The sequence below is a fragment of the Mesorhizobium sp. P170090 genome (assembly GCF_057786115.1).
Genome location: NZ_JBYNWH010000001.1, coordinates 2852242 through 2878568, shown reverse-complemented (window position 1 = coordinate 2878568; position 26327 = coordinate 2852242). Strand labels below are relative to the sequence as shown.

Annotated in this window: 23 protein-coding genes; 13 read left to right on the top strand and 10 right to left on the bottom strand. The window is 63.8% G+C overall.

What is annotated here, in order from left to right; all coding sequences use genetic code 11:
- Positions 1-130: 130 nt before the first annotated feature.
- The 8 genes from AC3EML_RS13545 (at position 131) to AC3EML_RS13510 (ending at position 10172) form a co-directional block, all read left to right on the top strand.
- Positions 131-940 (top strand): L,D-transpeptidase, encoded by an 810-nt coding sequence (locus AC3EML_RS13545; RefSeq protein ID WP_352521879.1) that lies wholly within the window; start codon positions 131-133, stop codon positions 938-940.
- Between the two features lie 290 nt (positions 941-1230).
- Positions 1231-1431: a hypothetical protein gene (locus tag AC3EML_RS13540; protein WP_023702206.1), complete on the top strand. Its 201-nt coding sequence runs from the start codon at positions 1231-1233 to the stop codon at positions 1429-1431.
- 806 nt (positions 1432-2237) lie between these two features.
- Positions 2238-3173: a helix-turn-helix domain-containing protein gene (locus AC3EML_RS13535; protein ID WP_023752755.1), complete on the top strand. Its 936-nt coding sequence runs from the start codon at positions 2238-2240 to the stop codon at positions 3171-3173.
- A gap of 233 nt (positions 3174-3406) precedes the next feature.
- Positions 3407-3826 (top strand): hypothetical protein, encoded by a 420-nt coding sequence (locus AC3EML_RS13530; RefSeq protein ID WP_023687221.1) that lies wholly within the window; start codon positions 3407-3409, stop codon positions 3824-3826.
- Position 3827: 1 nt separating this feature from the next.
- Positions 3828-8405 (top strand): YadA-like family protein, encoded by a 4578-nt coding sequence (locus AC3EML_RS13525; RefSeq protein ID WP_352521880.1) that lies wholly within the window; start codon positions 3828-3830, stop codon positions 8403-8405.
- Positions 8406-8414: 9 nt separating this feature from the next.
- The gene (locus AC3EML_RS13520; RefSeq protein ID WP_023670757.1) at positions 8415-8990 is read left to right on the top strand and encodes an invasion associated locus B family protein; all 576 of its coding nucleotides are present in this window, start codon (positions 8415-8417) and stop codon (positions 8988-8990) included.
- 13 nt (positions 8991-9003) lie between these two features.
- Positions 9004-9699 (top strand): hypothetical protein, encoded by a 696-nt coding sequence (locus AC3EML_RS13515; RefSeq protein ID WP_023727661.1) that lies wholly within the window; start codon positions 9004-9006, stop codon positions 9697-9699.
- Entirely contained in the window at positions 9696-10172 is a 477-nt protein-coding gene (locus tag AC3EML_RS13510; protein ID WP_023687219.1) for a DUF4189 domain-containing protein, read from the top strand. The genes AC3EML_RS13515 and AC3EML_RS13510 overlap by 4 nt, the downstream gene beginning before the upstream one ends.
- 4 nt (positions 10173-10176) lie before the next feature.
- On the opposite strand, the gene AC3EML_RS13505 is transcribed toward AC3EML_RS13510, so the two are convergent.
- The 7 genes from AC3EML_RS13505 to AC3EML_RS13475 all read right to left on the bottom strand — a co-directional run bounded on the left by AC3EML_RS13505 (position 10177) and on the right by AC3EML_RS13475 (position 16541).
- The gene (locus AC3EML_RS13505; protein WP_023742672.1) at positions 10177-11046 is read right to left on the bottom strand and encodes an aldose 1-epimerase; all 870 of its coding nucleotides are present in this window, start codon (positions 11044-11046) and stop codon (positions 10177-10179) included.
- A 2-nt stretch (positions 11047-11048) separates the two neighbouring features.
- Positions 11049-11804, bottom strand: a complete 756-nt coding sequence (locus tag AC3EML_RS13500; protein ID WP_352521881.1) for an SDR family oxidoreductase — start codon at positions 11802-11804, stop codon at positions 11049-11051.
- Between the two features lie 12 nt (positions 11805-11816).
- On the bottom strand, positions 11817-12548 hold the full coding sequence (locus AC3EML_RS13495; protein WP_023692780.1) for an ATP-binding cassette domain-containing protein: 732 nt from the start codon (positions 12546-12548) through the stop codon (positions 11817-11819).
- Between the two features lie 3 nt (positions 12549-12551).
- A complete protein-coding gene (locus AC3EML_RS13490; protein ID WP_023702213.1) occupies positions 12552-13529 on the bottom strand; it encodes an ABC transporter permease in 978 nt (325 codons plus the stop codon).
- Positions 13530-13616: 87 nt separating this feature from the next.
- A complete protein-coding gene (locus AC3EML_RS13485) occupies positions 13617-14594 on the bottom strand; it encodes a sugar ABC transporter substrate-binding protein (protein ID WP_023692778.1) in 978 nt (325 codons plus the stop codon).
- A 35-nt stretch (positions 14595-14629) separates the two neighbouring features.
- A complete protein-coding gene (locus AC3EML_RS13480) occupies positions 14630-15820 on the bottom strand; it encodes a mandelate racemase/muconate lactonizing enzyme family protein (RefSeq protein WP_031208948.1) in 1191 nt (396 codons plus the stop codon).
- Position 15821: 1 nt separating this feature from the next.
- Complete coding sequence (locus AC3EML_RS13475) at positions 15822-16541, bottom strand: FadR/GntR family transcriptional regulator (RefSeq protein WP_352521882.1); 720 nt, start codon at positions 16539-16541, stop codon at positions 15822-15824.
- A gap of 105 nt (positions 16542-16646) precedes the next feature.
- On the opposite strand from AC3EML_RS13475, the gene AC3EML_RS13470 reads away from it, so the two are divergent.
- Positions 16647-17576: an SMP-30/gluconolactonase/LRE family protein gene (locus AC3EML_RS13470; protein ID WP_352521883.1), complete on the top strand. Its 930-nt coding sequence runs from the start codon at positions 16647-16649 to the stop codon at positions 17574-17576.
- 6 nt (positions 17577-17582) lie between these two features.
- Here AC3EML_RS13470 and AC3EML_RS13465 read toward each other — a convergent pair whose 3' ends face one another.
- Positions 17583-19127, bottom strand: a complete 1545-nt coding sequence (locus AC3EML_RS13465; RefSeq protein WP_352521884.1) for a helicase HerA-like C-terminal domain-containing protein — start codon at positions 19125-19127, stop codon at positions 17583-17585.
- Between the two features lie 349 nt (positions 19128-19476).
- Here AC3EML_RS13465 and AC3EML_RS13460 point away from each other — a divergent pair, with 349 nt between their 5' ends.
- From AC3EML_RS13460 to AC3EML_RS13450, 3 genes are all read left to right on the top strand, one after another.
- Positions 19477-20919 (top strand): methylmalonyl-CoA mutase subunit beta, encoded by a 1443-nt coding sequence (locus AC3EML_RS13460; protein WP_352521885.1) that lies wholly within the window; start codon positions 19477-19479, stop codon positions 20917-20919.
- On the top strand, positions 20916-23036 hold the full coding sequence (scpA, locus tag AC3EML_RS13455) for a methylmalonyl-CoA mutase (RefSeq protein ID WP_352521886.1): 2121 nt from the start codon (positions 20916-20918) through the stop codon (positions 23034-23036). The genes AC3EML_RS13460 and scpA overlap by 4 nt, the downstream gene beginning before the upstream one ends.
- Positions 23037-23100: 64 nt before the next feature.
- Entirely contained in the window at positions 23101-23337 is a 237-nt protein-coding gene (locus tag AC3EML_RS13450) for an AbrB/MazE/SpoVT family DNA-binding domain-containing protein (RefSeq protein ID WP_023698162.1), read from the top strand.
- A 7-nt stretch (positions 23338-23344) separates the two neighbouring features.
- Here AC3EML_RS13450 and greA read toward each other — a convergent pair whose 3' ends face one another.
- On the bottom strand, positions 23345-23818 hold the full coding sequence (gene greA, locus AC3EML_RS13445) for a transcription elongation factor GreA (RefSeq protein WP_352521887.1): 474 nt from the start codon (positions 23816-23818) through the stop codon (positions 23345-23347).
- A gap of 137 nt (positions 23819-23955) precedes the next feature.
- Between greA and AC3EML_RS13440 the strand changes: the two genes are divergently transcribed.
- Positions 23956-25311: a TIGR03808 family TAT-translocated repetitive protein gene (locus AC3EML_RS13440; protein ID WP_352521888.1), complete on the top strand. Its 1356-nt coding sequence runs from the start codon at positions 23956-23958 to the stop codon at positions 25309-25311.
- On the opposite strand, the gene AC3EML_RS13435 is transcribed toward AC3EML_RS13440, so the two are convergent.
- The gene (locus tag AC3EML_RS13435; RefSeq protein ID WP_488505234.1) at positions 25304-26308 is read right to left on the bottom strand and encodes an asparaginase; all 1005 of its coding nucleotides are present in this window, start codon (positions 26306-26308) and stop codon (positions 25304-25306) included. The genes AC3EML_RS13440 and AC3EML_RS13435 overlap by 8 nt on opposite strands.
- Positions 26309-26327: the final 19 nt, after the last annotated feature.

Below are 26327 nucleotides of genomic sequence, written 5' to 3'. Positions count from 1 at the left end.
CGCCTTTGTTTGTCCACCCTCAGGCCAGAATCGGAACCGCCTATCGCGTCAGGCATTGGGGGAGGCCGACCACTGCGCCGCCTGAAGGCATTCACGCTTTCTTGCGATTTGAGACTTAAAAAAGGCAACCATGTTGAAGACCGAAATTGACCACTATCGCCTGAGCCGTCGCGGCTTTCTGAATGCCGCAGCCCTTGGCGCCGCCTCGATTGCGGTCTCCGCCTGCACCACCACCGGACCGGCACCGGCGCCGGTCGAACCGCCACCGCCGACCTATGATGAGCCGCCGCTCGGCGACTATGCGACGATGTACGGCCCGATTTCCGACAGCGGGTTCGAGCTCCCAGCGATCCCGATCAAGAAGATGGACCCGCAGTTCCTGCGCCAGATCGTTCCCGATCCGACCGGCCAGCGGCCAGGTACCATCATCGTCGATACGACCAACCATTTCCTCTATCTGGTGCGCGAAGGCGGCCAGGCGATCCGTTACGGCGTCGGCCTCGGCCGCGCCGGCTTCGAATGGTCGGGAGACGCCGTCGTCCAGTGGAAGCAGAAATGGCCGAAATGGACGCCGCCCGATGAGATGGTTGCCCGCCAGCCTGAACTGGAAGAATACAGCGCCAAGAACGGCGGCATGCCCGGCGGCCTCAAGAACCCGCTCGGCGCCCGCGCGCTCTACCTGTTCCACGACAACGTCGACACGCTCTACCGCCTGCATGGCTCGCCGGAATGGAACTCGATCGGCAAATCCGTCTCGTCAGGCTGCGTGCGCCTGATAAATCAGGACATCATCGACCTCTACGACCGCGTGCCGTCGAAGAGCCCGGTTATCGTGACGTCCGACATCGGCCAGCCGATGGCGGCGAGCGCAAACCGCAGAGCCATCCCGATCGATGGCGGGGTGCCGGATGGCTCGGTCCTGCTCGGCCCGGTGACCTGATCGACTTCATCGATGCCATGAAGCGGCAGGTTCCGCTCCATGCGGCAAACCCCCGCCAGGATCCCGATAGCTTTACGCGAATGCCTGGGGTTCGCATCCAAGATATGCAATGCCGGCAACAGGAGGCCAAAAAAGACGTCCAGACGAACCATGGAGCCGCTGCAATCGGGGCGGCCATGCCCTGTCAATCTCGACGCTGCTGTGTTTCGTTACCGATTGATGTATATTAGACGGGAGTATGATTGCAGAGACATACATTTCATTAGATCATTGATGGCGGGGGAACGCCGATGGTGGGATTTGATTTCGATAGTCCGCCTGCCGACGGCGCCGAGGCCAACCTGTCGGCCGAATGCGAGCGCCAATTGCTGCCGCTCGTCCGCGGAATTGTCGAGGCGGCGGTTGCCGCCGGGTGGAGCCAGGAAGACGTTCTTCTGGCCATGGTCGAGCTGTGCTGGGATCTGTACGAGAAACGCCGAGGCAATCTTTAGCAGGCCTGCGTGAGCCGGATAATTCCGTAGCGCCGGCCAAGCCAGGCCATGTTTTTCTCGCGCAAACTTTTTTCTTCACCTACAATGTTTTTTCTATCCGCGGGATGCGCTACGCTGCCTTTGGGCAGGACTATGGGGGATACAAATTACCGTCCGGATTTCCGGGTTGGCTGTTTGAACGGCACGGAATTTCGATGGGCTGGCAAAGCGGCTGAGGCAAGGCTGAATGAAAAATGCGGGCGAGGTTCAGGAACGCAGCGCAGGCGCCGATCGGGTCGATCGGCACGCCCTCGACACAATCCCCGAAAATGCCAATCCCAGAAGAGCAACCATGCGGGGGAGCGGGACATGCTCTGTCCGCAGCCCTGGATCGCTCCCGGAGGGTCGCCATCGCCGAAGTCGCCTACCTCGCGGGATTTTCGGATCAAGGCCATTTGGCCACCGCCATGAAGAAGCACAAGGGAAAGAAGCCATGATTCGGGCGATAACTGCTGCTGGATCCCGTGACAATGACAGATAGTCGACCAGCTCTGGCAATGGCCGCGCGATCTATATTCGGAATACAATGCTGGATTGTGACGGCACACTATGCACAATAACTAGGCAAAATGGTAAGATAAGATCGGAAAATAGTCAGGTAGCCTTGGCTAAAAATTCAAACCTGTAAATTTATAGTCAAAATCCTGGTAAAATTTTCATTTGAGCTCAAATTCTTCTTTGCAATATAAAGCAGCATCTGTAGGATTCGAAGGAACGCCCAGGAGCAAACGTGAATTCTGGGCGCCTCGATATAGCACAGGATTGGATTGATCGGCGCAGCAGTGGCAGAGACGAAGATGCAACATAGAGGCAACGTCCAGGAAAGCGCCGGGACAGAGCGGCGGCGCGCGGATCGTCGCATCTTCGACGGAATTCCGGAAAGCGCGGGGCGCTACCTGGTCACGTTTCGAGGCGGCGCGGCTCATGTCGTTCATCGGCCGGGATCACACACATTCAAAGCGGCGGAACATTTCGCTTCGGTTCTGCTTGCCCCCTCACCAGGGATAGCGGCATCGCTGGGCAGCGACAAAGTCCACGAATACGACGGCGACGTCGGTATGATCATGGTCGTCCCAGCCGATCTCGGCGGCAAGGTGACCCGGTCATCCACCACGGAAAGCGCAATCGTGGCGCTCACCCCCGAGAGTCTCTTCGAGCTGGCAACGCGTGAATTCGACACCGGCCATGCCGAGCTTCAACCGCCGCCGTACGGGACCGTCGACTTCCAGGCGCTGCAACTCGCGCAGTTGCTAAAGGCGGAACTGACGGATCGGGAAACTCCAAACGACTTCTATGTCGATTCGTTGGTCACCATGTTCGGCGTCCATTTGCTTCGGAACTACGCAGGAGCGCGAAAGTTGCCACAAGCCCCAAAGGGCGGTCTGTCGAACCGCAGCGCCCGGCGGGTGCGGGAATTCCTGGAGGTAAATTTTTCCAGCAAGATCGCGGTGGCCGAGCTGGCCGCACTCTGTGGCCTGTCGCCGAGCCATTTCATCCTGGCATTCACCAAGACTTTTGGCGAGCCGCCGCACAAATACCTGCTGCGGCTGCGTCTCGATTTCGCCGAAAAACTTCTCATCGAGAGCGACCTGTCGATTGCGGAAGTCGCTCATCTCAGTGGATTCTCGGACCAGAGCCACTTGACAGTCACCATGTCCAGATACCGGAACAGAACCCCCAGGCAGGTGAAGCTGCAACGTTAACGCTTGTTGCGGCGCGCATGATTGTCCGTGGCGATACCTCGATTGATCTTCAGTATAGTCGAAGGTTGTGTGGCAGAGCAGTCACAGTCGTCGCGCAGGGACCAAATACCGGATTTTCCTACAAAGATTCCGGATTATTCCAAAATACCTGCACCGCGAATGTGCTCATGGTCGCGATGGAAGTCATTTGGGGCGGGGGAGCAACCAGATGATACAGCATGTCGGATTGTCCCATGGACATTCAATTCGCGGAAATCGAGGTCTTCGCGCCTAAGGCCGAAGCGGCCTGGGCTGCACTTCAACGCCAATACGCCAGCCGGATCAGCGCTGCGGAACTCGACCATCTCCTGGCCTGTTTCGTGCTTGGACTGACCTCTCCCGCTTGTGGTGAAGGCGATCCGGGATTTCATTTCGATCTCTGCCGCGCGCTGGTGGCGGTAAGCCTGCCGCCGGAACGGACGGAGGCTGCACTGCATACGGTTCCAGAACCGACGCAGCCATGGGTCGCGAGCGCCTATCAGCTGATTGAAAAACAAGGCGCGAAGGTCGGTCTCTCGTTGCGGGAGAAGACGCGCAATTTCGAAGATTTTTTGGCCACCGAGGCGAATGGTGCGGCACATCAGAGCGCCTCGGCAATTGCGAGGAAAAACTAGCATGACCAAACGCGTCGAGGGGCGGAGAAGGATCGAACTTTCTTCAAGCTTTGTCGGAAACTGGATCGCGGGCGCGGCCGACAGCCGCTCGGTGCGGCGCCGCCTGATGGCGGTGCTGCGCAACGCGTGCCGCGTGCTCGGCATGCGACGCAAATGTCTGGGGCTTGGCACGCTGGGCAGCGGCAGAATTGCGGCAGCGGCGCTGGGTGCAATCGCATTCGGGAGCATCGCCACCCCGGCGTCCGCGCAGTATGCCGCCGGCGGCGGCACCGCGACCGCCAGTGGCTCAGTCGCTATCGGCCCGGCCGCGACGGCCTCTCAGCTCAATGCTGTTGCGATCGGGACCCGGTCTGTCGGGTCAACGCAATACGCAGTGGCAATCGGCCAGGATGCGCAGGCCACAGGCACCGGCGGCGCGGTGGCGATCGGCGGCGGCGCGATTTCAAACAACATCAATACGGTAGCCATTGGCGTTCAGTCCGACGCCACTGCGGCCGGGGCCAGCGCACTGGGCACAAACTCCCACGCTTCGGGATCGAACTCCACCGCGGTCGGTGTCGGCGCCACGGCCAGCAACAATTATGCGTTCGCCACTGGCTACGGGTCGGTAGCCAGCGCCCAATACGCATACGCCATGGGCTATCAGTCCAGTGCTAGTGGCCTGCGCGGTATGGCGCTTGGATATCAAGCAACCCAGAGCGGAATCGATTCCCTTGCCCAAGGTACCAACGCCAATGCAGGCAGTCAAAACGCCATCGCGATAGGCTTCCAGTCGGTCGCGTCCGATATCAACTCTATCAATATCGGCGCGCGCACCGTTGCGGGGTCAGGGGCCTTGGCCCAAGGCGCCATCGCCCTTGGCACGGATGTCACAGCAAATCAGCAAAACGCCCTTGCCATTGGCGTCCTGACCAAAGCAACGGGAACGAACGCCGCAGCGGTGGGTAGAGGAGCCAGTGCATGGGGCAACCAGTCCATCGCATTCGGCACGGGCGCGCAGGCGGGCGTTCAGGCCAACACGGCTGTGCCCAACAGCATCGCGATCGGTACCAATTCGCTCTCTTCGGGCGCTTTCGCCACGGCGATGGGTGCTACCTCGGTTGCGAGTGGCTCCGCCAGCACAGCGATCGGCAACACGGCTGTCGCCAGCGGCGCGAACGCCTCCTCATTCGGGTCCGGCGCGAATGCGACGGGAGACAATTCTCTTGCCGCCGGTGTCAGCGCCGCCGCTAGCGGGATTGCCAGCACCGCGCTCGGCATCGGCTCCAAGGCCAGTGCCACCAACGCCGTGGCGATCGGTAATGCTGCGGTCGCCAATTCCGCCGACGCGGTTGCCATCGGCACGGCCGCGACGGCCACGGGCGGCAAGGCTGTCGCCATTGGCGCCGGCAACACGGCTTACGGCAACGGCGCGGTCTCCATCGGCGATCCGAGCTATGCCAGCGGCACCGGCGCCTTCACCGGCGGCGCCAACAACATCGCCAACAGCGACGGCACGGCAACCGCCACAGCCGCAAACCAGGCCGCAGGCGCGGTTGCCATCGGCAACAACAACAAGGCCGTCGGGCAAGGCTCCGTGGCGCTGGGCAATGGCTCGACGGCGGGTGCAGCCGGCCTTGCCGGCAATGTCGCGCTGGGCAACGGCGCGACGGCGACGGCAAGCTCCGGCGACGTAGCGCTCGGTTCGGGCTCGGTGACCGCGACGGCGGTCGGCACCAGCGGCGCGACGATCGGCGGCACGGCCTACAGCTTCGCCGGCACGACGCCGACGAGCACTGTCAGCGTCGGCGCGCTCGGCGCGGAGCGGACCATCACCAATGTCGCGGCGGGCCGGCTCAGCAACTCGTCGACCGACGCGATCAACGGCTCGCAGCTGTTTGCGACCAACCAGCAGGTGACGCAGAACACGGCGGCGATCGCCGCCAACACCGCCGACATCACCAATCTCGGCAACACGATCAACAGCATCAGCACCGGTGGCGGCATCAAGTATTTCCACGCCAATTCGACGGCGGCGGACTCGTCCGCAACGGGCACGGACTCCGTTGCTATCGGACCAGTCGCGACCGCGACGGGGACAAACGCCATCGCGGCCGGCACCAATTCGAGCGCCTCCGACGCCAACGCCTCGGCCTTCGGCAGCGGCGCCGTCGCATCGGCGCTTGACGCAACGGCGATGGGATACATCTCCAAGGCCTCGGGCCAATACAGCACCGCCGTCGGTGCCAACGCCAATGCCACAGCCACGTCCAGCACCGCGATCGGCCAGAACGCGTTTGCAACCGCCTTTCAAGCGACCGCTCTCGGCGTAGGAGCGAATGCCGGCGCCCAGAATGCAATCGCGCTGGGCGCCCTCGCCAATGCCAGCAACGCCGGCGACGTGGCGCTCGGCTCGGGCTCGGTAACCGCCGCGGCGGTCGGCACCGCCGGCACGACGATCGGCGGCGTCGCCTACAACTTCGCCGGCACGACGCCGGCAAGCACCGTCAGCGTCGGCGCGGTCGGCGCGGAACGCACCATCACCAATGTCGCGGCGGGCCGGCTCAGCAATTCGTCGACCGACGCGATCAACGGCTCGCAGCTCTTCGCCACCAACCAGCAGGTGACGCAGAATACGACCGACATCGCCGCCAACACCGCCGACATCACCAATCTCGGCAACACGATCAACAGCATCAGCACGGGCGGCGGCATCAAGTATTTCCACGCCAATTCGACGCTGGCGGATTCGCAGGCGCTGGGGACGGATTCCGTTGCCATCGGCCCGAATGCTGTGGCCAACAATGCCGGCGACGTGGCGATCGGCGCGAATGCGGTGTCGACCGCGACCACGGCGGTCGGCGGCACCACGATCGGCGGCGTTGCCTACACCTTCGCCGGCGCGACGCCCGCGGGTGCATTCTCGGTCGGCTCGGTGGGCGCCGAACGCCAGATCCAGAACGTCGCGGCCGGGCAGTTGAGCAACTCCTCGACCGATGCGGTCAACGGCTCGCAGCTGTTTGCGACCAACCAGCAGGTGACGCAGAACACCACCGACATTGCCGCCAATACTGCTGACATCACCAATCTCGGCAATTCGATCAGCAATATTACGGGCGACACCTCGCTGGCCTACACCGACGCCAATGGCGACGGCATCCGCTATGTGCGCACCAACGACCGGACGCTCGCCGTCGCCGACTCTTTCGCGCAGGGGATCGGCTCGTCCGCCCTCGGCTACCAGGCGACCGCGAGCGCCGACAATGCGCTGGCGCTCGGCCGCGACACCCAGGCCAGCGTCATCGGCGGCGTGGCGCTCGGCGCCGGCTCGGTTTCGGACCGGGCGGTCGCGCCCGTATCGGGATCGATCCTCTCCGGCACCGGCCTCATTCCCTACAACACCGCGGACATGAGCCTGCTCGGCGCCGTCTCGGTCGGCACCTCCACCTCCTATCGCCAGATCATCAACGTGGCCGACGGCACGCAGGACCAGGACGCGGTCACGCTTCGCCAGTTGAAGGGCGCGCTGAGCTCGTTCGCGGTGACGGGAAGCTTGTATTTCCACGCCAATTCGACGGCAGCGGACTCGCTCGCGGTCGGCGTCGATTCGGTTGCGGTCGGTCCGCGCACCACCGTCAATGGCGACAATGGCATCGGCATCGGCAATGGCGCCATCGTGCAGCAGACGGCGCCGGGAGGCATTGCGATCGGCCAGAACTCGACCGTCAACCAGGCCGACAGTATCGCCCTCGGCACCAACGCGACCACCAACGGAGCGCAGGCGGTGGCGCTCGGCGCCGGCGCAAAGGCCAACGAGCCGGGCAGCGTCGCGCTCGGCGCGGGCTCGACGACGGCGGCGGCGGTCGCCACCACCGGCACCACGATCAACGGCGTTGCCTATACCTTCGCCGGAACAGCTCCGACGAGCACGGTCAGCGTCGGCACCGTCGGCAACGAGCGCACCGTCACCAATGTCGCGGCGGGCCGGATCAGCGGCACCTCCACCGACGCCATCAACGGCAGCCAGCTCTTCGCCACCAACCAGGCGGTCGAAGCCATGCAGGGTAGCGTCGGCGACCTCAACCAGTTCGCCGTCCAGTACGACAAGGACGGGAACGGCAACAAGTCCAACTCGATTACCCTTGCCGGCGGCGACCCGAACACGCCGGTGGTCATCCACAATGTCGGGCCGGGCGTTGCCAACACCGATGCGGTCAATGTTCAGCAGTTCAACAGCGGGTTAGCACTCAACCTGGACAATTCGAAGAACTACACCAACCAGGTGGCGGCCACCACGCTGCAGCAAGCCAATGCGTATGCGGACTCCAAACTCAGCCAGCTCAACATGGACATGGGAGAGGTCAGGGGCGAGGCGCGCCAGGCTGCGGCAATCGGCTTGGCGGCCGGCTCGCTGCGCTACGACGATCGTCCCGGCAAGCTGAGCGTGGCCGCCGGCGGAGGCTATTGGCGCGGTGAAGGCGCCCTGGCCTTCGGCGCCGGCTACACCAGCGAGGAAGGACGTGTTCGAGCGAACCTGTCCGGTACGACGGCAGGCGGACACTGGGGTGTCGGCGCGGGCGTCAGCCTTACGCTGAACTAGAGCCCGGCCATGATCAGGCAGGCAGTCCTTGCTGTCGCGATATCCATGACGTCAATGCTCCTGTCCGGCCCGTTAGCGGCCGGGCAGGAAGCGATCCCTTCCGGCTACAGGGTAAAACCTTCCGACGTAGCGATCCCTGCGGATGCGAAGCTTGGCGAATATCAACGGACCACCCGTCCGTTCGAGAACTGGACGCTGATCTGCGACGAGAACCTGAAGGCGCGCCAAAAGGTCTGCAATGTCACCCAGATCATCGAGGACCAGGCAGGACAGGTTGCGTTCAGCTGGTCGCTTGCCGCCACCAAGGAAGGCAACCCCTACATGATCTTGCGCGCCCCGCCGATCGCCAAGAGCGACGCTCCTGTCTCGCTGACATTCGAGGGGCGCAAGGAGCCGATAAAAATTCAACTCGACGGATGCAATCAGGCCGTCTGCGTCGGCATGCTGCCGGTTGGTCCGATCATGCGCGAACAGATTTCGAAGGCCGCGGCATCCGTCATCTCCTTCCCGACCACGGATGGCAGGACGATCAACGTAACCGCGACCCTCAAGGGCTTGGCCGCGGCCGTTGCGGCGATCAATTGACGAGGCAATCGCGATGAACCAGCAATCGATCCATGACCGGATAATGTCCCGCAACCAGGGAAAGGATGCTGTCCGGGTCGGCATCGAAGACCGGAGCAGACCGCAACGAAACCGCGCGAGGACCGCTGTCTTCTCGTTGCTCGCCATTGCCGTCGTCGCCACGGCCGGCTTCGCGGCCATGCGCTACGACCTGCTCCACAATTTATTGCCGCAGCCGGCGGTCGCGGAGACCAACCAGCCCAATCCGGCCCTGGCCGAGACGCCATTTCTGCAACACGCCAAAGAGGCAGGCTTGCAGTCTTGTTCCAACATTTTCCCAGCCCTTGGGCAGATGCTGACAACCGGCACGACGTACAGCGTCCAGTCGATCTGGAACAACGAGGCCCCCGACAAACACCTCGTGGAAGCCCTGGTCGGCATGAACTACGCCACACAGGGCTACAGCGGCCCGGCGGCAGGCCTGGTGTTCGCGGCACCCACCGCATCCGTTTGCGAAGGTACGATGGTCAGGGTGGCGCCATTCGCGGCCAATTGCGCCGATGTTCCGGCCCTGCTTCCGAAAGACAGCAAGCTCGCCAACAATCTTGGACAAATCAGCGTCTATGAACTGGCCAATGGAGGGGGCAACGCGATGCTGCTGCCAACCGGCAACAGCTGCGTCGTCATTTCCGTGGCCTCGGCAGCAGGTAAACAAGGAGGCGTACAATGAGGGTGAATTCCGCCATTGCGGCGATCGGCATGCTGTTGCTTTGCGCCGGACGGCTGGGCGCGGCGGACCTCGCCCCGGCGGCGGACGTGCCCGAGCCGCCGGCCCAGGAGGAGAGAGGCATCTGGGCGGCGATCGCCTATTCGAGCCCCGACGAGAAGCACGGCTTCTTTTGGGGCGCCGACAAGCGGCAGGAGGCGATGGACATCGCGCTGAAGCATTGCCAGAACGCCGGCGGCGGCAGCTGCGCCGTGGTCAGCGTATTCCGCAATCATCGCCATTGGGACGATGACGACAATACCGGCTTTCCCTACAAGCATTGCGGCGCCCTCGCCGTAGGCGAGAAGCCGGAAGGGCGGCTGACCAGTTGGGGCGCCGAGACGGCGCAAACACGCCGGGATGCCGAAGACCTGACACTGCAGGCGTGCGAGCGGAACGGACAAAAATGCAAGATCCGCGAGTGGGTGTGCACATGACGCATCAGAGCGAAGCAGCGGAACGCCAATCGAGGCGCATGTTTGCACTCAGTGTAGCGCCGTGCTCAAGCGGGGTCAGCCCTTTGCCGTGATGCGCATCGACGGTATGCGACACCGGCTCGAAGCAGAAGAAATCGGCATCCTGCGACGGCGAATAGAGGATGAAGACGTCGAGCAATGGCGAGGCGGTGAGCGAGATGGCGATCCTGTCCTCGGGCCGGGTGATCCTGGCGCGGCGGTCCCAGCCGTCGAAGGCGTTGTTGACCCAGCTTCGCGGCAACAGGGAGGCGTTCGAGAAATTCCACGCGGGGTAATCGGCCACCGGCGCCACGCCGACCGGCAGATGATGCTTGTCCTCCAGCCAGACCCGCGCCGCCTTCGCCTCGAGCGTCGTTCCGGCGCTGCGCGGGAACCACGGATGAAAGCCGAGCCCGTAAGGCAGGCGAATGCCGGTGCGATTCTCCACCGTGAGCGTGGCATCCAAGGCCCCGTCATGCAGCGCATAGGCGACCCGCGCCGTATATCGGTAGGGGCCGATTTCACCGGCGTCGAGGACCAGTTCTGCCTCGGTGGCGCTGTGGCTGGCAATCCGCCACTCCCTCTGGAAGCCGTCGCCATGGATTGGAAAGGCCTCCCCCGGCACGTTCGGCTCGATCGCATGGAAGCGGCCGTCGAAGGCGAAACCGCCGCCTGAGATGCGGTTCGACCAGGGAACCAGAAGCTGGCAGCCGGAGGCGCCGGTGCCATCGTCGGGGCGGAGCAGCGGCACCGTTGCGCCGCAGACCAGTGCGTCGAAGCGGGCGATCGCCGCGCCCTTTTGCGGCGCCAGGACCAGACGGGCGCTGTCGTCGCGCAGTTCCAGGAGGCCGGCCATCCCTACCAACCGCCGTCAATAGCGATATTTTGGCCGCTGATCATGTCCGAGGCGGGCGATGCGAGGAACAGTACGAGATCGGCAACGTGATGCGGCCCGATGCGCATCTTGAGACCCTGGTTCTCCAGGATCCACTCGTTGTATTGCGCCAGCCGGTCGCCGAACACCCGCGCCTCGGCCTCCGAAACAACCGCGCCCGGGGACACGGCGTTGACCCGGACGCCGTGCGGCCCAAGCTCCCGCGCCAGCGATTTGGTCAGACCCAGCATCGCGCCCTTGGACGCGACATAGGGCACGTAGCCGTCCCAGCGGCCGTTGAGCGTGATGGAGCAGAAATTGACGATCTTGCCATAGGCCTTCGCCTTCATCGCCGGCGCGCAGGCCCGCGCCAAGGCGAAGGCGGCCGAAGAGTTGACACGGATCTGATCCTCATACTCGGTCAGCGAGAATTCTTCGAACGGCCGGTTGATGATCAGGGCAGCGTTGTTGATCAAGACGTCGATGCCCCCTTCCCTCGCCGCCAGCGCCGCCACCGTAGCCTCCGCCTCCGCAAGCCGGTTGAGGTCGCAGCCGACAAAGGCGACGTTGCCGCCTGTCTGCGCGGCCATTTCCGAGGCAATCCCTGGCCCGTCTTCGCTATTGGGGCGATCGAGCACCAGCACGCGCGCGCCGGCCCGCGCCAGCGTCACCGCCTGGGCACGGCCGAGCGAGCCAAGGCCGCCGGTCAGAAGCACGACGCGATCGGCAAGGGCTTTCATTGCCGCCACCTCTTACAGAACGCCGTGGACTTCATCGATCGAGGTCTCCGCGACCCGCTTGTCCAGCACGATTTCGCCGCGCGCCATCGCCACGACGCGGTCGCAGCATTCGAAGACATGATGCATGTTGTGGCTGATGAAGACGCCGGTGATGCCTTGCTCTTTCAGGCCACGCACGAAGCCGATCACCTTCCTCGTCTCCTTGACGGAGAGATGGTTGGTCGGCTCGTCGAGGATCATCACCTTCGACTTGAAATGCATTGCCCGGGCGATGGCGACGCCCTGCCGCTGGCCGCCGGAAAGCTCGCCGACAAGGGCATCCGGCGAGCGCAGGTGCAGATCGACATTGGCAATCGCGCGGATGCTTTCGCTGGCCATCTTCTTCTGATCGAGCAAGCCGACGCCGAAGACCGAAAACCGGGTCGGCTCGCGGCCGATGAACAGGTTCCTGGCGATCGACATGGTCGGTACCATGGAATTGTACTGGTAGATCGTCTCGATGCCGAGATCCATCGCATCGCGCGGCTTGGCGATGCGGACAGTCCTGCCCTCGACCTTGATCTCGCCCTGGTCCGCCGTGTGGACGCCGGAGAGGATGTTGATGAGGGTCGATTTGCCGGCGCCATTGTCGCCGACCAGGCCAAGCGCCTCGCCCCGGGTGAAGTCGAGCGTCACCCCTTTCAGCGCATGGACGCCGGAATACCATTTGTGAAGGTTGTGCACGGAGATGATCGCGTCGGCCATCGCTCAATCCTCCATCTTGATGGCCTTGGCGCGCTTGCGCATCCAAGCATTGGCGACGACGGCGAATATGGTCAGGAAGCCGATGGCAAACTTGAACCAATTGGCGTCGACATGGCTGAGCACGAGGCCGTTGTCGATGACGCGGATAAGCGTCGTGCCGATGATGCCGCCCATCACGGTGCCGATACCGCCGGCGAGCGAAGCGCCGCCAATGACGGCGGACGCCACCGCCTGCAGTTCCATGCCCTCGCCGATCGAAGGCAAGGGCGAGCCCAGCCGCAGCACTTGCAGCATGCCGGCGAAGCCGGAGAGCATCGAACAGAGCATGAAACAGATGATCTTGACCCTGGTGGTCGGGATCCCCATCGCGGCGGCGGCCGGCGGGAAGCCGCCGGTGGCCTTGATCCAGTTGCCGAAATTGGTGCGCGAAAGCATCAGCGAGGTCAGCACCGCAATGCCGGCAAACCAGAGGAAGGACATGCGGAACATGTTGCCGGGGCCCACGAAGGATGTGAACAGCCAGTTCGGCAGGTCGGCAGGCAGCAGCGGCGGGAAGCCGCCCGAAACGACGACGGTGAGCGAGCGCGCCATGAACAGCATGCCGAGCGTGGTGATGAAGCTCGGTATGGCGAAGCGGATGGTGATGTAGCCGTTGATGAAGCCGATGGCGGCTGCGACAAGCAGTCCGGCGAGCAGCGCCAGCGGGAACGGGGCGTCGTGCACCATCAGCACCGCCATCGTCATCGGCATCAGCGCGAACACCGAGCCGACGGAGAGGTCGAACTCGCCACTGATCATCAGGATGGTGACGCCGATGGCAACAAGGCCGGCCTCCGGCAGGATGCCGAGAATGCCGCGAAGATTGTCCTGGTTGAGGAACACGCCATGCGAGCGGATCTGGAACACGATGATCAGCAGCAAGAGCAGGATCAGACCGGCCAGCTCCGGCTTTTCGAGATAGGTCTTGAACAGACGCTTCACGTCAGGCTCCAGGAATTCGAACTTCTGTTGAGGCATCGGCGGCGCGCGGGCGCCGCCGATGCAAAACCGCTCATCGGCGCTGCGCTGTCAGCGCATTCCCTGGGCGGAAAGCGCCATGATCGCATCGGCTTCGTTCGGCCGCACGATGCCCTGGCCGGTGTCGATGTCGGAAGGCGCCAGGCCGATCTTCTTGTTGAGATAGGCCTCCATCACCGGCATGAAGCCCTGCATGTAGGGCTGCTGGTCGACCAGCGCCTGCACGTAGCCCTTCTGCATCTGCTGCAGCACTTCGGGCACCAGGTCGAAACCGCCGAGCAGGACCTTGCCCGGCGCTACGCCACGGTCCTGCAGCACGCGGGCGACGCCGGCGCACCAGAATCCGGTGTCGAAATAGGCGGTGGTGTCGGCATGGGCGTTGAGATAGGCGCCGACGCGGTCGGAGGTGACGGCAAGATCGGTGCCGCTGTCGATGCGCTCCCACGACACATCGCGGTCGGCATGCGCGGCCTTGTATTCCTCAAGGAACTGCATCACGCCGGCGCCACGGCTCTCGGACCAGTTCTGGCCGGGCGCCGAGATGCCAACCAGCACCTTGATCGGGCCATCCTTCGGGAAGCTTTCGGATATAGCCTTGGCGAGCGAATAGCCCGCCGGCTTGAAGCCCTGCCCGACGAAGGCCTGGCGCGCATTGCCCTTGGCGCCTTCGGTGTCGTCGACATTGACGGCGATCACGAGCACGCCGGCATCGCGCGCCTCCTTGATGACGTCATCGAAAGCATGGTCGTCGACGATCGAGGTCAGCAGCGCGTCGGGCTTGGCGGCAAGGGCCGCACGCATGTTGGCGACCTGCTGTTCGATCGAACCCTCGGTCTGGGTGAAGACCATGTTGCAGCTGGCCTCGACCTTGGCGCAGCCGTCGTCAAAACCCTTCTTCACCGCCTGCCAGAAGGTGTTCGATGCCGACGAATGGTGGGTGAAGACGATGTTCAACCCGTTGGCACGCGCGGCGGTCTGGGCGCCGAAGATAGCGACGCCAAGCAGAAGTGTTGCAGTCAGTTTTCTCATTTCAATTCCTCCCTTTGGATTTCCTAGATGTCGGTCTAGTCGGAGACGCGGCGCTGGACGGTGTAGGCCTTGCCCAGGTCGGGGTTGAGCGCCAGCCCCAGGCCCGGTCCAGGCGGCACGGTGATCATGCCGTTCTTCACTTCCGGCAGCGCCGTCACCAGGTCCCGGTACCAGGTGCGGTAGAAGGCGCGCACGCTCTCCTGCACCAGCGCATTAGGCGCATTGAGCGACAGATGCGTCGAGGCGGCGAGCACGACCGGACCGGTGCAGTCATGTGGCGCGACCGGCAGCCGCCAGGCCTCCGCCATCGCAGCGATCTTGCGCGCCTCCGACAGGCCGCCGCACCAGGAGATGTCGAGCATGACGATCCCGGCAGCCCCGGTTTCGAGCAGGTCGCGGAAGGCCCAGCGGCTGCCCAGCGTCTCGGAGGCCGAGATCGGCGCCGGGCTGACCGCCTCGTAGCGTTTCAAGTCACCGAGGCTGTCCATGCGAATCGGGTCCTCGTGCCAGTAGGTGGCGTAAGGTTTCAGCGCGTCGGCGATCTTCATGGCCGGCAAAAGCTGCCACATCGAATGGAACTCGACCATGATGTCGATCTTGTCGCCGACGGCGCGACGGATCTTCTCGAACGGCTGCAGCGCCGATTTCAGGTCGGCCGCCGAGATGTCATTGCCACGCGTCTTTTCGGCGGCGTGATCGAACGGCCAGATCTTCATGGCAGTGATGCCGTCCTCGAGCAGTTCCTCGGCCAACTCGCCGGCGCGGTTGAGGAAGCCGTTGAGATCGTCGTAGTCGCGCCCGGCGCCGATGCCGTAATTGGCCGTCGTCTGGCCCTTGGCGTCCTTGATGTATTCGGTGCCGGCGCAGGTGTTGTAGGTGCGGATGGAGCGACGGCTGAAGCCACCCAGAAGCTGAGCGATCGGCTGGCCTGTGACCTTGCCGAAAATGTCCCACAGCGCGATGTCGAAGGCCGAATTTCCGCGCACCTCCGCGCCGCTGGAGCGGAAGCCGAGATAGCCGACAAGGTCGGCGGACAAAAGGTCGATCTCGAGCGGATCGCGGCCGATCACGCGTGGCGCGACATATTCGTGCAGATACGCTTCGACGGTGCGCGACAGGAAGAAGGTCTCGCCGAGCCCGGTGATGCCCTCGTCGGTATGGACCTCGACCCAGAGAAGGTTGGGCCGCTCCTCGATGCGAATGGTCTCGATCGCGGTGATCTTCATGTCAGGCGATTCCCGCGTCGAGGAGCGCCTTGACGCTCTTGTCGAAATGTTGCGCCATGTGCTCGACGGCGAGCCGCGGATCGCCCTTGAGGATCGCCTCGGCTATGTCCTCGTGCCCCTTGATCATCTTGAGCTGGTCTTCGCTGGAGGAGCGTGTCCGCCAGCCGATCACCCAGGTGCGGCGCGTGACCCCGCTGAAGGCGGTGACGATCAGCGAGAAGACCGGGTTGTGCGAGGCCGCCGCGATCGCCTCGTGAAAGGCGATGTCGTGCTCCATGACGATCTCAGGGTGCTGGAAATTCTCACGCATCAGCCTGGCGGATTGCGCGATTGCCGCGGCTTCCGCCTCGGTGCGGCGGAGCGCCGCCAGCGCCACGGTGCGCATCTCGATCGTGCGCCTGACATCATAAACCTGATGCACGCTGATCTGCTGCGTGGTGATGCCGTGCTCGATCACCATCGACATGGCGCCGGTGTCGAGCTTGGCGACGGTGGCGCGGCGCCCGGCGCTCATGTCGATCAGGCGCATTGCAGAAAGCGACCGGAACGCTTCGCGCACGACGGTTCGCGAGACATTGAGCTGACGCGTCATGGCCGCTTCGCTGGGCAGCGGATCGCCGGCCGCAAGGCCCTCCGAGCGGATGTGCTGGGTGATCGCCTGGATCGCCGTGCTCACAAGGCCGGGATTCGGCTCAGCCGCTGTCTCCGTCGGATCCTGCATGTCTCTCCCTTGAACCTGTATGACAGGTTGTTATTCAGTTGCTGATAATTCATCCGAAAGATATATGTCAAGCGTGTTCTGGATGCGCTGGTCTGGAGGAACCGCATGGACGATATGAACGCTGGCCTGCTCTTCGATGCGCGTGATGTCGTCGGCGAGAGCCTGCTCTGGGACGACCGCTGCGACCGGCTGGTCTGGATCGACATTATCGGCCGCAGGATCCACAGACTGGATCCGCTGACCTCAGTTCACGAGTCCTGGGAGACACCCGATCTGGTCACCTCGATCGGCCTGCGCACCGATGGCGGCGCCATTGTCGGCCTCAGGAACGAGATTGCCTTGTGGGACTTCGGCGGGAAGTTCCGAACGATTGCGACGATCGAGCCGGACAGACCCGACATCCGGCTGAATGAAGGCGTCATCGCGCCCGATGGGTCATTCTGGGTCGGCACGATGGCCAACAACATCGGACCGGATGATGCGCCCGTCGCCATCACGCAGGAGGCCGGGCAGCTGTTTCGGGTTGCTCCCGACGGCCGCGTGACGCGCCTGTCCGACGACCGCTTTGGCATCACCAACACCATGGCATGGACACCGGACGGTCGCTTCATCACCGCCGACACAATGAAGAACGAACTCTACAGCTATGCTTGGGACAGGACCGCATCGCGGCTTGAACACCGGCGCCGGTTTTTCGGGGCCTTCGAGCGGGGCCTGCCCGACGGCTCCTGCATGGACGCCGAAGGCTACATCTGGAACTGCCGGGTCGTCGGCGGCAGCTGCCTTGCTCGCATCGCGCAGGACGGCCGACTGGATCGGATCGTCGAACTACCCTGCTCCTGGCCGACAAGCTGCGCCTTTGGCGGCGCCAAACTCGATACGCTGTTCGTCACCTCGGCGCGCTTCACGATGACGGCGGAGCACCTTGACGCGCATCCGAACGAGGGCGGCGTTTTGCGCTCCGGCCGGGAGAACGAGGCCGACCGAGCAACCGTTTCGGTTAGGTGCCCGCCATGCGGCATTCTTGCGGGCTGATGCCTTTTACCGCCCCCTGGACAGGCTGCCCAGAATCCCGCGCACGATCGCGCGGCCGACCGACGAGCCGACCGAGCGCACCACCGCTTTGATCGCGGCTTCGGCCACCGTCTGGCGGTTGGACGGGCGCGGCGCCGGGGCGCGGCGACCGCCTGATTGCGGCGGCGGCGGATCGTCATTGCCGAAGCCCGGAATGGTCCAGCGCGAGCGGCCAGTGTCGGCCTGCTGCGCCTGCTCGTCCTGCGCATCCCTGGCTTTCTTCTGCAGCATCTCGAAGGCCGATTCGCGGTCGATGGTCTGGTCGTACTGGCCGGCGACCGGGCTCTGGTCGATCAGCTTGCGGCGCTCGTCCGCTGTGATCGGGCCAAGCCTGGACGATGGCGGCCGGATCAATGTCCGCTGCACCATGGACGGCACGCCCTTGACCTCCAGCGTCGAGACCAGCGCCTCGCCGGTGCCGAGCTGGGTGATGGCGGTGGCGCAGTCGAAATCCGGGTTGGGCCGGAAGGTGTCGGCGGCGGTCTTGACCGCCTGCTGCTCACGCGGCGTATAGGCGCGCAGCGCGTGCTGCACGCGGTTGCCGAGCTGGGCGAGAACCTTTTCAGGGATGTCCAAAGGGTTCTGCGTGACGAAATAGACGCCGACGCCCTTGGAGCGGATCAAGCGAACCACCTGTTCGACGCGGTCGATCAGCACCTTCGGCGCTTCGTCGAAAAGCAGATGCGCCTCGTCGAAGAAGAACACCAGCTTCGGCCTGTCGGGATCGCCGACCTCGGGCAATTCCTCGAACAGTTCCGACATCAGCCAGAGCAGGAAGGTGGCGTAGAGCCTGGGGTTCATCATCAATCTGTCGGCGGCAAGCACGCTGATGGCGCCACGACCGTCGCGAGTGGTGCGCATGATGTCGGCAATGCGCAAAGCCGGTTCGCCGAAGAAATGCGCCGCACCCTGCTGTTCCAGCACCAGAAGCGTGCGCTGGATTGCGCCGACCGACGGCTTGGTGACATTGCCGTAGCGCGAACTGATCTCGTCGGCGCGCTCGGCGATGTTGGCCAGCAGCGCCTGCAGATCCTTCATGTCGAGCAGCAGCAGGCCATCCTCATCGGCGATGCGGAAGGCGATGTTCATGATGCCTTCCTGCGCTTCGGAGAGGTTCATCAGCCGCGACAGAAGCAGCGGCCCCATTTCCGAGACGGTGGCGCGGATCGGATGGCCCTGCTCGCCGAACAGATCCCAGAAGATGACCGGGAATTCCTGGAAGTCGTAGGGATCGAGCTTGACCTGCTCGGCCCGCTTGACCAGGAAATCCTGCGGCTTGCCCATCATGGCAATGCCGGACAGGTCGCCCTTAATATCGGCGCAGAACACCGGCACGCCGGCATTGGAAAACCCCTCGGCCAGGATCTGCAGGCTAACCGTCTTGCCGGTGCCGGTGGCGCCGGTGATCAGGCCATGGCGGTTGCCATATTGCAGCAAGAGCTGTTCGGCGCGCTGATAGCTGTCGTCGGGCTTGCGGCTGGCGCCGAGGAAAATGCTAGTGTCGTCAGCCATATGGCCATGTCTCCGCAAACTGATGTGTTAAAAGCCTGTGGCCTTGCCGCAGGGTATAGTCAGGCCATTGCGCAGCGACAATGCTATTCTCCAATTGGGCTATCCATCCAGTTGGCTATTCATCCAGATTGGGCCAATCGTCTAAATTGAACCAATCCTCCAAATCGGTTTTTGGAACTTGCGGATTTTGCCGCTGTTTGGCAATCGTTCCATGGTTCGTCCACGCAGGCTGCCCTATGTCAGGGAAGCGAATCCCAACCGCGCAAGCGCATTGCATTGCGATATCTGGCAGGGAACCGTAGACTGGACGGCTGACGCTGGTGCGGCCGCATAAAAACGAGGAACATGGATGGGCGCCGGAGCCTTGACCAGGAGCATCGAACCCGCTGACGTCGAGCGCCAGCGTTGGCTGGCCTTGGCCGAAAAGGCGCTCGCCGGCGCCTCCTTCGAGGAAAAACTGGTCTCGCATACCGACGATCAGATTCGCATCGAACCGCTCTACGATCGCGCCGCCGGCGCCGAGCCGCTTGTGCGCGCCAACCCCAAATTGCCCTGGATCGTCAGCCAGCGCATTGACGATCCCGATATCGGACGCGCCAAGGCGCAGGCCCTGGACGATGTGGCACAAGGCGCGACGGGATTGTCGCTTGTCTTCGAGGGTGCTCCGAATGCGTTCGGCTATGGCCTGCCAAGGACGGCGCAGGCGCTGGAAACGGTGCTGGATGGCGTACCGCTCAACCGCACGCAGATCCGCATCGACGCCCATCCCTGGAGCCGTGCCGTCGCCGACTGGCTGGTGGCGTTCCTGAGCAAGCGCCGCTCCGACCCGGCAAAGCTGAACCTCTCCTTCGGCATCGACCCGGCGGCAATCTTTGCCGGAACCGGCCGGCTGCGCATGTCGATCGAGGCGTTGCAGGCATCGATGCCGCAATCGCTGGCGCATTTCTTCTCGCTGGGCGTGCCGGGTGTGCTGCTGGAGGCCGACGGGCGGGTGTTCCACAATGCCGGCGCCACGGAAGCGCAGGAACTCGGCACCATGCTCGCTTCCGCCGTGTCATACCTCAGGATGTTCGAGGATGCGCGCCAGCCGCTTGTCTATGCCGCTCCCCATATCGGCTTTGCGCTGAGCGTCGACCAGGACCAGTTCCTGTCGATGGCCAAGGTCCGGGCCTTGCGCAGGCTGTGGGCGCGCATCCAGGAAACCTGTTCCATCCCGGCATCGACAGCCAACATCCATGCCGAGACGTCGTTCCGCATGATGACGGCGGCGGATCCCGAAACCAACATCCTGCGCACCACCATCGCTAGCTTTGCAGCGGCAGCAGGCGGCGCGGACTCGATCTCCATCCTGCCACACACCATCGCCCTCGGGCTGCCGGCCGGCCTTGCCCGCCGCATCGCCCGCAATGCGCAGTTGATCATGGCCAATGAAAGCCATATCGACCATGTCGCCGACCCAGCATTTGGGTCGGGCGCAGTCGAGGCGCTGACCCTGGGCCTGTGCGAAGCGGCGTGGGAAGAGTTCCAGCGGATCGAAGCGGAAGGCGGCGTTCTGGCAAGCCTGCAGCAAGGGCATATCCAGAAGCGCGTCAAGGCAGCATCCGAGCGCCGCGCCGAGGCCTACCGGTCGGGTGAACGGGCAATCATCGGCACCACGCTTTACCCGCTGAAAAACGATGCCCCGGTCGAGACGCTGGCGGCTGAGCGGCGGCCGCCTTTCACAGAGGGCGTGGCGGTGTGCGAGGCGCTGTTTCCGGTCCGCATCGACCAGGCAATCGGAGCCGCACAGTGATCCCGGATTTCAGCCACATTGGCTGGTCGGCGCCACGGCGCGCGCCGGTCGAGGTCAAGGGCCAGCGGCTGACGCCGGAAGGTATTGCCGTCAAGCATCTCTACAGCCAGGGCGATCTCAAGGGGCTGCCGCATCTCGACACCTATCCGGGAATGCCGCCCTTCGTGCGCGGTCCCTACCCGACCATGTATGTCCAGCAGCCGTGGACGATCCGGCAATATGCCGGCTTCTCGACGGCCGAGGAATCCAACGCCTTCTACCGGCGCAATCTCGCCGCCGGCCAAAAGGGCCTCTCGGTCGCTTTCGATCTGCCCACCCATCGCGGCTATGACAGCGACCATCCGCGCGTTGCCGGCGATGTCGGCATGGCGGGCGTGGCCATCGATTCCATCCTCGACATGCGGCAATTGTTCGACGGCATTCCGCTGGGCGAGATGACGGTGTCGATGACCATGAACGGCGCGGTGCTGCCGATCATGGCGCTCTATATCGTCGCGGCCGAAGAACAGGGCGTTGCTCAGAAGGATCTCGCCGGCACCATTCAGAACGACATTCTGAAGGAGTTCATGGTCCGCAACACCTACATCTATCCGCCGAAGCCCTCGATGCGGATCGTGTCTGACATCTTCTCCTATACCTCCCAGCATATGCCGAAGTTCAATTCGATCTCGATCTCCGGCTATCACATGCAGGAGGCCGGCGCGACCGCGGACCTGGAGCTCGCCTACACCATCGCCGACGGCATCGAATATGCCCGCGCCGGCGTCGCCGCCGGGCTCGACATCGACCGTTTCGCCCCGCGGCTTTCCTTCTTCTGGGCGATCGGCATGAACTTCTTCATGGAGATCGCCAAGCTCCGCGCGGCGCGCCTGTTGTGGGCGACCCTGATGCAGAAGAATTTTGCACCGAAGGATGAACGCTCGCTGTCGCTGCGCACCCATTGCCAGACCTCCGGCTGGTCGCTGACGGCGCAGGACCCCTACAACAACATCACCCGCACCATGATCGAGGCGATGGCGGCGACGCAGGGACATACCCAGTCGCTGCACACCAACTCCTTCGACGAGGCGATGGCGCTGCCGACCGACCACTCGGCGCGCATCGCCCGCAACACGCAGTTGATCCTGCAGAAGGAATCCGGCACCACCCGCATCATCGATCCGTGGGGCGGCTCGGCCTATATCGAACGGCTGACGCACGATCTGGCGGCGCGTGCGCTCGCCCATATCGAAGAGGTCGAGGCGCTTGGCGGCATGGCGGCGGCAACGGAACAGGGCATTCCAAAACTGCGCATCGAGGAAGCGGCGGCGCGCACGCAGGCGCGTATCGATTCCGGCGAGCAGATACTGGTTGGCGTAAACGCGCATCGCCCCGAGAACGACATCGACGTCGACGTGCTGAAGATCGACAATGCCGGGGTCAAGGCCCGGCAATTGTCGAAGCTGCAGAACCTGAAAGGCACGCGCAATGTCGGCGCGGTCGAGAGCGCGCTCGATGCGCTGACCCGCGCTGCGCAGGGTAACGAAAACCTGCTGGAATTTGCCATCCGCGCCGCGCGCGCCAATGCCACGGTCGGCGAGATCTCGCTGGCGCTCGAAAAAGTCTTTGGCCGTCACGTCGCCTCGGTGCAAACGATCTCCGGCGTTTATCGCAATGCGCTCGGCGACAATCTGACGGTCGACCGATTGCTGGAGAAGCTCCAAGCTTTCGAGAAGAAGTCCGGCGGCAAGCCGCGCATCCTGGTCGCAAAGATGGGACAGGACGGCCACGACCGTGGCCAGAAGGTGATCGCCACGGCCTTCGCCGATCTCGGCTTCGACGTGACGGTCGGCGCGATGTTCCAGACACCCGAGGAGATCGCCAGGCTGGCGGTGGCGCAGGACGTCCATATCATCGGCGCCTCGTCGCTGGCGGCGGGGCACCTGACACTGATCCCCGAATTGCGTGATGCGCTGAAGAAACTCGGCCACGCCGACATACTGATCGTCGCCGGCGGCGTCATCCCGCCGCAGGACTATGACGCGGTGCTGGAAGCTGGCGCCGCGGAGATCTTCCCGCCAGGCACGGTTATTCCGGAGGCTGCGGATCGGTTGCTGGACCGGCTGCTGGCGAGCTGATGGAAACAGTTGCACTGCTTATCAAAGTTGCGTTACAGTATCGGGCGCAACCTATGGTATAGCTATGAACACCATCATTCACGGACTTGAGGACGGATCGGGCGTTGTAATCCTGCCGCGGGAAACGCTCGACAGCTTGAGCCTGCAAGTGGGCGATGAACTCCAGATCATCGAAACCGACGACGGCATCATCCTAAGGCCGGTGCCGTGTGACGACGTCGAACGGCAAATGCGTGCTGCTCGCGATGTCATGGACAAGTATGAGCCCGCGTTGCGAAAGCTGGCTGTGCAAATAGGGTGAGCTGGCGTCAGGCGTCCGACAGCTTGACGATTTCCCATTCCTTGCCGTTGACGCTTGCGACGTCGCCGACCTTCTTGCCGAACAGCGCCACGGCCATTGGCGAGACGTGTGAGATGCTGCCCTTTGAGGGGTCGGCCTCGTCCTCGCCGACGATCTTCCAGTGCACTTTCTTGCCGTCATCGCTTTCCAGCGTGACACCCATGCCGAAGCGCACCTGGTCGCTGCCCGGTTCCGGCACGGAAAGCTCGGCGCTTTCGCGGCGCGCTGTCCAGTAGCGCAGGTCGCGCGAGACGACGGCAATGCGCTCGCGATCGGCTTTTCGCTCGGCTTTCGCCAAAATGTCGCGCAGATCGGCCAGATTGTCCTCGATCATCGCCAGGCCGCGCCCCGTCACCAGATTGCGGTGTTGGCTGATCGGCCGCTCGCCGATGCCGGCAATGGCGTTTTCGCTGTCTTCCTCGCGGGTAAAAGCCCTGCTCATCGGATAAACTTAGGCCCGCTTCGGCGACTGTACAAGCCAGTTGCCTGACCGATCATTGACCGGGCTACGGCGGAGCGGAGCCTATGCGGCTGGCCCAATTCCTGCGAAGAACCGTTTCATCGCAGGGATCTGTGCCGATGTTGAACAGACGAACGCTTCTCAAGGGGACTGTCGGCTTTGCGGTGCTCGGCCTTTCGTTGGACAACGCCTTGGCGAAGACGGCAGCGCTTGGCTCGATCAATGCCGCCGAGCTTGGCGTGGAGCCGGACGCACCGGACGACCAGAGCAGGGCCTTCGCCAGGATGCTAGCCGAGGCAAGCCAGCGCAATGCGCCGGTGTTCCTGCCGCCGGGCACCTATGTCGTGTCCAACCTGACCCTGCCCGCCCGCGTCAGGCTTTCGGGCGTGCCGGGCGCCTCGCGCATCCTCTATGGCGGCAATGGCCATTTGCTGACGGCCGGACAGGCCGAGCATATAGAGTTCACCGCATTGGTCTTCGACGGCGCCAACGGCGGGCTGGCCGACGATGCGCAAGGCCTGCTCGACCTGCGCCGCGTCGCCCATCTCGTCATCGACAATTGCACGATCACCGGCAGCTGCAAGCATGGGCTGGCGCTGGAGCATGCGTCGGGCCGCGTCGAGCGCTCCGAGATTTCGGGGGCTGCGGACGCCGGCATCTACTCCGTCGAGGCCGCTGGCCTGGCGATATCCGATAATGCCGTATCCGACTGTGGCAATGGCGGCATTCTTGTCCATCGCTGGCAGCAGGCCGAGGACGGCACGATCGTCAGCGGCAACCGCGTGCAGCGGATCGGCGCGCGCAGCGGCGGCACCGGGCAGAACGGCAATGGCATCAACGCATTCCGTGCCGGCAATGTCTCGGTCACCGGCAACATCGTCTCGGACTGCGCCTTCTCGGCGATCCGCGCCAACAGTTCCAGCAATCTGCAGATGACCGGCAACACCTGCTCGCGGTCGGGCGAAACGGCGCTCTATTCCGAATTCTCCTTCGAAGGCGCCATCATCGGCAACAACATCGTCGATGGTGCCGCTAACGGCATCTCGATCGTCAATTTCAACGACGGCGGCCGTATGGGTGTCTGCTCGAACAACATCGTGCGCAACCTCTCGGCCACCGGCCCCTACCCCGCCGACGCGCCGGGCTTCGGCGTCGGTATCAGCGTCGAGGCCGACACCACCGTCTCGGGCAATGTCATCGAGAACGCGCCGCTCTACGGCATGCAGATCGGCTGGGGCGCTTATATGCGCAATGTTGTGGCGACGGGAAACATCATCCGTCAGGCCGGAACCGGCATCGCCGTCACTGTGGTAGAAGGCGCTGGAAACGCCATCATTTCCGACAACGTCATCGACGGCGCCAAGAACGGCGCCATCATCGGCCAGCGCTGGGCCGAACGGGCGACCGGCGACCTCGCGCGGTCAAGCGTAAGCGGCTATGCGCATCTGACGGTTGAGCGAAACAGGGTCAGCTGAGCGCCGTCGTCGGCCGCAGCGAGCCGACCTTGGCGCCGATGCGGCTTTCGATCGGCGGATTGGCCCGCTCCAGAAGGTTCGCCTCCAGTGCGCCGTCGGCGCTGAGAAGTTTTGCCAGCACAGCAGCAATCATCACCTCGGCGGCGCGGCCGGCGCCGTCATCACATTTTAGCGCGATGCCGAGGCCAAGCTCCGGGACGGCGGCGCAATAGACGCCCTCGGCGCCCGTCTTGACGAAGATGCGGCCGGGCGCGGCCTGCATCAGCGCCACATCGGCCTTGCCGGTGCCGGCGACCAGGAAAGGCTCGGCCATGCAGGCAGACAGCAGGCGTTTGGCCGCCTTGGCACGCTCAGAGCCAAAGCTCCTGCCCGTAGCCATGCGGGCAAAGCCAAGGGCAAGACTTTTCAGCGGCACGGCATAGGTGGGGATCGAGCAGCCATCGGTTGCCCGGTGATCCGCATCGTGGGCAGCGCCGGTCACCGCCTGCATGGCGTCGCGCACCATCTCCTGCAAACCATGGCTGGCCTTGACGTAGCCCTGATGGGCAATTCCAGAGTGCACGCAGGTGCAGAGAAAGCCGGAATGCTTGCCGGAGCAATTGTTGTGCAGCGCGTTCGGCGAGACGCCTGTGCGGGCCAGTGCGATCGTCGCGTCGTGGCTCGACGGCCAATGGGCGCCGCATTCCAGCGCCAACTCGTCGAGCCCGGCCTTGGCCAGCATCGCCTGCGCCAGTTCGACATGCGCGGGTTCGCCCGAATGCGAAGCGCAGGCCAGCGCCAGTTCGCGGTCGCCCAAGCCGTACGCATCGGCAGCACCCGTTTCGACCAGCGGCAGCGCCTGGATCGCCTTGACCGCCGAGCGCGGAAACACCGGCCGCGCCGTATCGCCGATCTCCAGGACAGGCTTGCCGTCACCGTCAAAGATTGCGACAGCGCCGCGATGGGCGCTCTCGACGATCGCGCCGCGCAAGACTTCGACCAGAACCGGATTTGTCATCACCACCCCGAAAAATACG

What these genes read in the sequence shown, in the direction of transcription:
- AC3EML_RS13460 (WP_352521885.1), top strand. Translation starts at nt 19,477, where the DNA reads ATGGGCGCCGGAGCCTTGACCAGGAGCATCGAACCCGCTGACGTCGAG.
- AC3EML_RS13480 (WP_031208948.1), bottom strand. Translation starts at nt 15,820, where the DNA reads ATGAAGATCACCGCGATCGAGACCATTCGCATCGAGGAGCGGCCCAAC.
- AC3EML_RS13465 (WP_352521884.1), bottom strand. Translation starts at nt 19,127, where the DNA reads ATGGCTGACGACACTAGCATTTTCCTCGGCGCCAGCCGCAAGCCCGAC.
- AC3EML_RS13525 (WP_352521880.1), top strand. Translation starts at nt 3,828, where the DNA reads ATGACCAAACGCGTCGAGGGGCGGAGAAGGATCGAACTTTCTTCAAGC.
- AC3EML_RS13450 (WP_023698162.1), top strand. Translation starts at nt 23,101, where the DNA reads ATGAACACCATCATTCACGGACTTGAGGACGGATCGGGCGTTGTAATC.
- AC3EML_RS13435 (WP_488505234.1), bottom strand. Translation starts at nt 26,308, where the DNA reads ATGACAAATCCGGTTCTGGTCGAAGTCTTGCGCGGCGCGATCGTCGAG.
- AC3EML_RS13495 (WP_023692780.1), bottom strand. Translation starts at nt 12,548, where the DNA reads ATGGCCGACGCGATCATCTCCGTGCACAACCTTCACAAATGGTATTCC.
- AC3EML_RS13540 (WP_023702206.1), top strand. Translation starts at nt 1,231, where the DNA reads ATGGTGGGATTTGATTTCGATAGTCCGCCTGCCGACGGCGCCGAGGCC.
- AC3EML_RS13515 (WP_023727661.1), top strand. Translation starts at nt 9,004, where the DNA reads ATGAACCAGCAATCGATCCATGACCGGATAATGTCCCGCAACCAGGGA.
- AC3EML_RS13545 (WP_352521879.1), top strand. Translation starts at nt 131, where the DNA reads ATGTTGAAGACCGAAATTGACCACTATCGCCTGAGCCGTCGCGGCTTT.
- AC3EML_RS13440 (WP_352521888.1), top strand. Translation starts at nt 23,956, where the DNA reads ATGTTGAACAGACGAACGCTTCTCAAGGGGACTGTCGGCTTTGCGGTG.
- AC3EML_RS13510 (WP_023687219.1), top strand. Translation starts at nt 9,696, where the DNA reads ATGAGGGTGAATTCCGCCATTGCGGCGATCGGCATGCTGTTGCTTTGC.
- AC3EML_RS13530 (WP_023687221.1), top strand. Translation starts at nt 3,407, where the DNA reads ATGGACATTCAATTCGCGGAAATCGAGGTCTTCGCGCCTAAGGCCGAA.
- AC3EML_RS13475 (WP_352521882.1), bottom strand. Translation starts at nt 16,541, where the DNA reads ATGCAGGATCCGACGGAGACAGCGGCTGAGCCGAATCCCGGCCTTGTG.
- AC3EML_RS13505 (WP_023742672.1), bottom strand. Translation starts at nt 11,046, where the DNA reads ATGGCCGGCCTCCTGGAACTGCGCGACGACAGCGCCCGTCTGGTCCTG.
- AC3EML_RS13470 (WP_352521883.1), top strand. Translation starts at nt 16,647, where the DNA reads ATGGACGATATGAACGCTGGCCTGCTCTTCGATGCGCGTGATGTCGTC.
- AC3EML_RS13500 (WP_352521881.1), bottom strand. Translation starts at nt 11,804, where the DNA reads ATGAAAGCCCTTGCCGATCGCGTCGTGCTTCTGACCGGCGGCCTTGGC.
- greA (WP_352521887.1), bottom strand. Translation starts at nt 23,818, where the DNA reads ATGAGCAGGGCTTTTACCCGCGAGGAAGACAGCGAAAACGCCATTGCC.
- AC3EML_RS13485 (WP_023692778.1), bottom strand. Translation starts at nt 14,594, where the DNA reads ATGAGAAAACTGACTGCAACACTTCTGCTTGGCGTCGCTATCTTCGGC.
- AC3EML_RS13520 (WP_023670757.1), top strand. Translation starts at nt 8,415, where the DNA reads ATGATCAGGCAGGCAGTCCTTGCTGTCGCGATATCCATGACGTCAATG.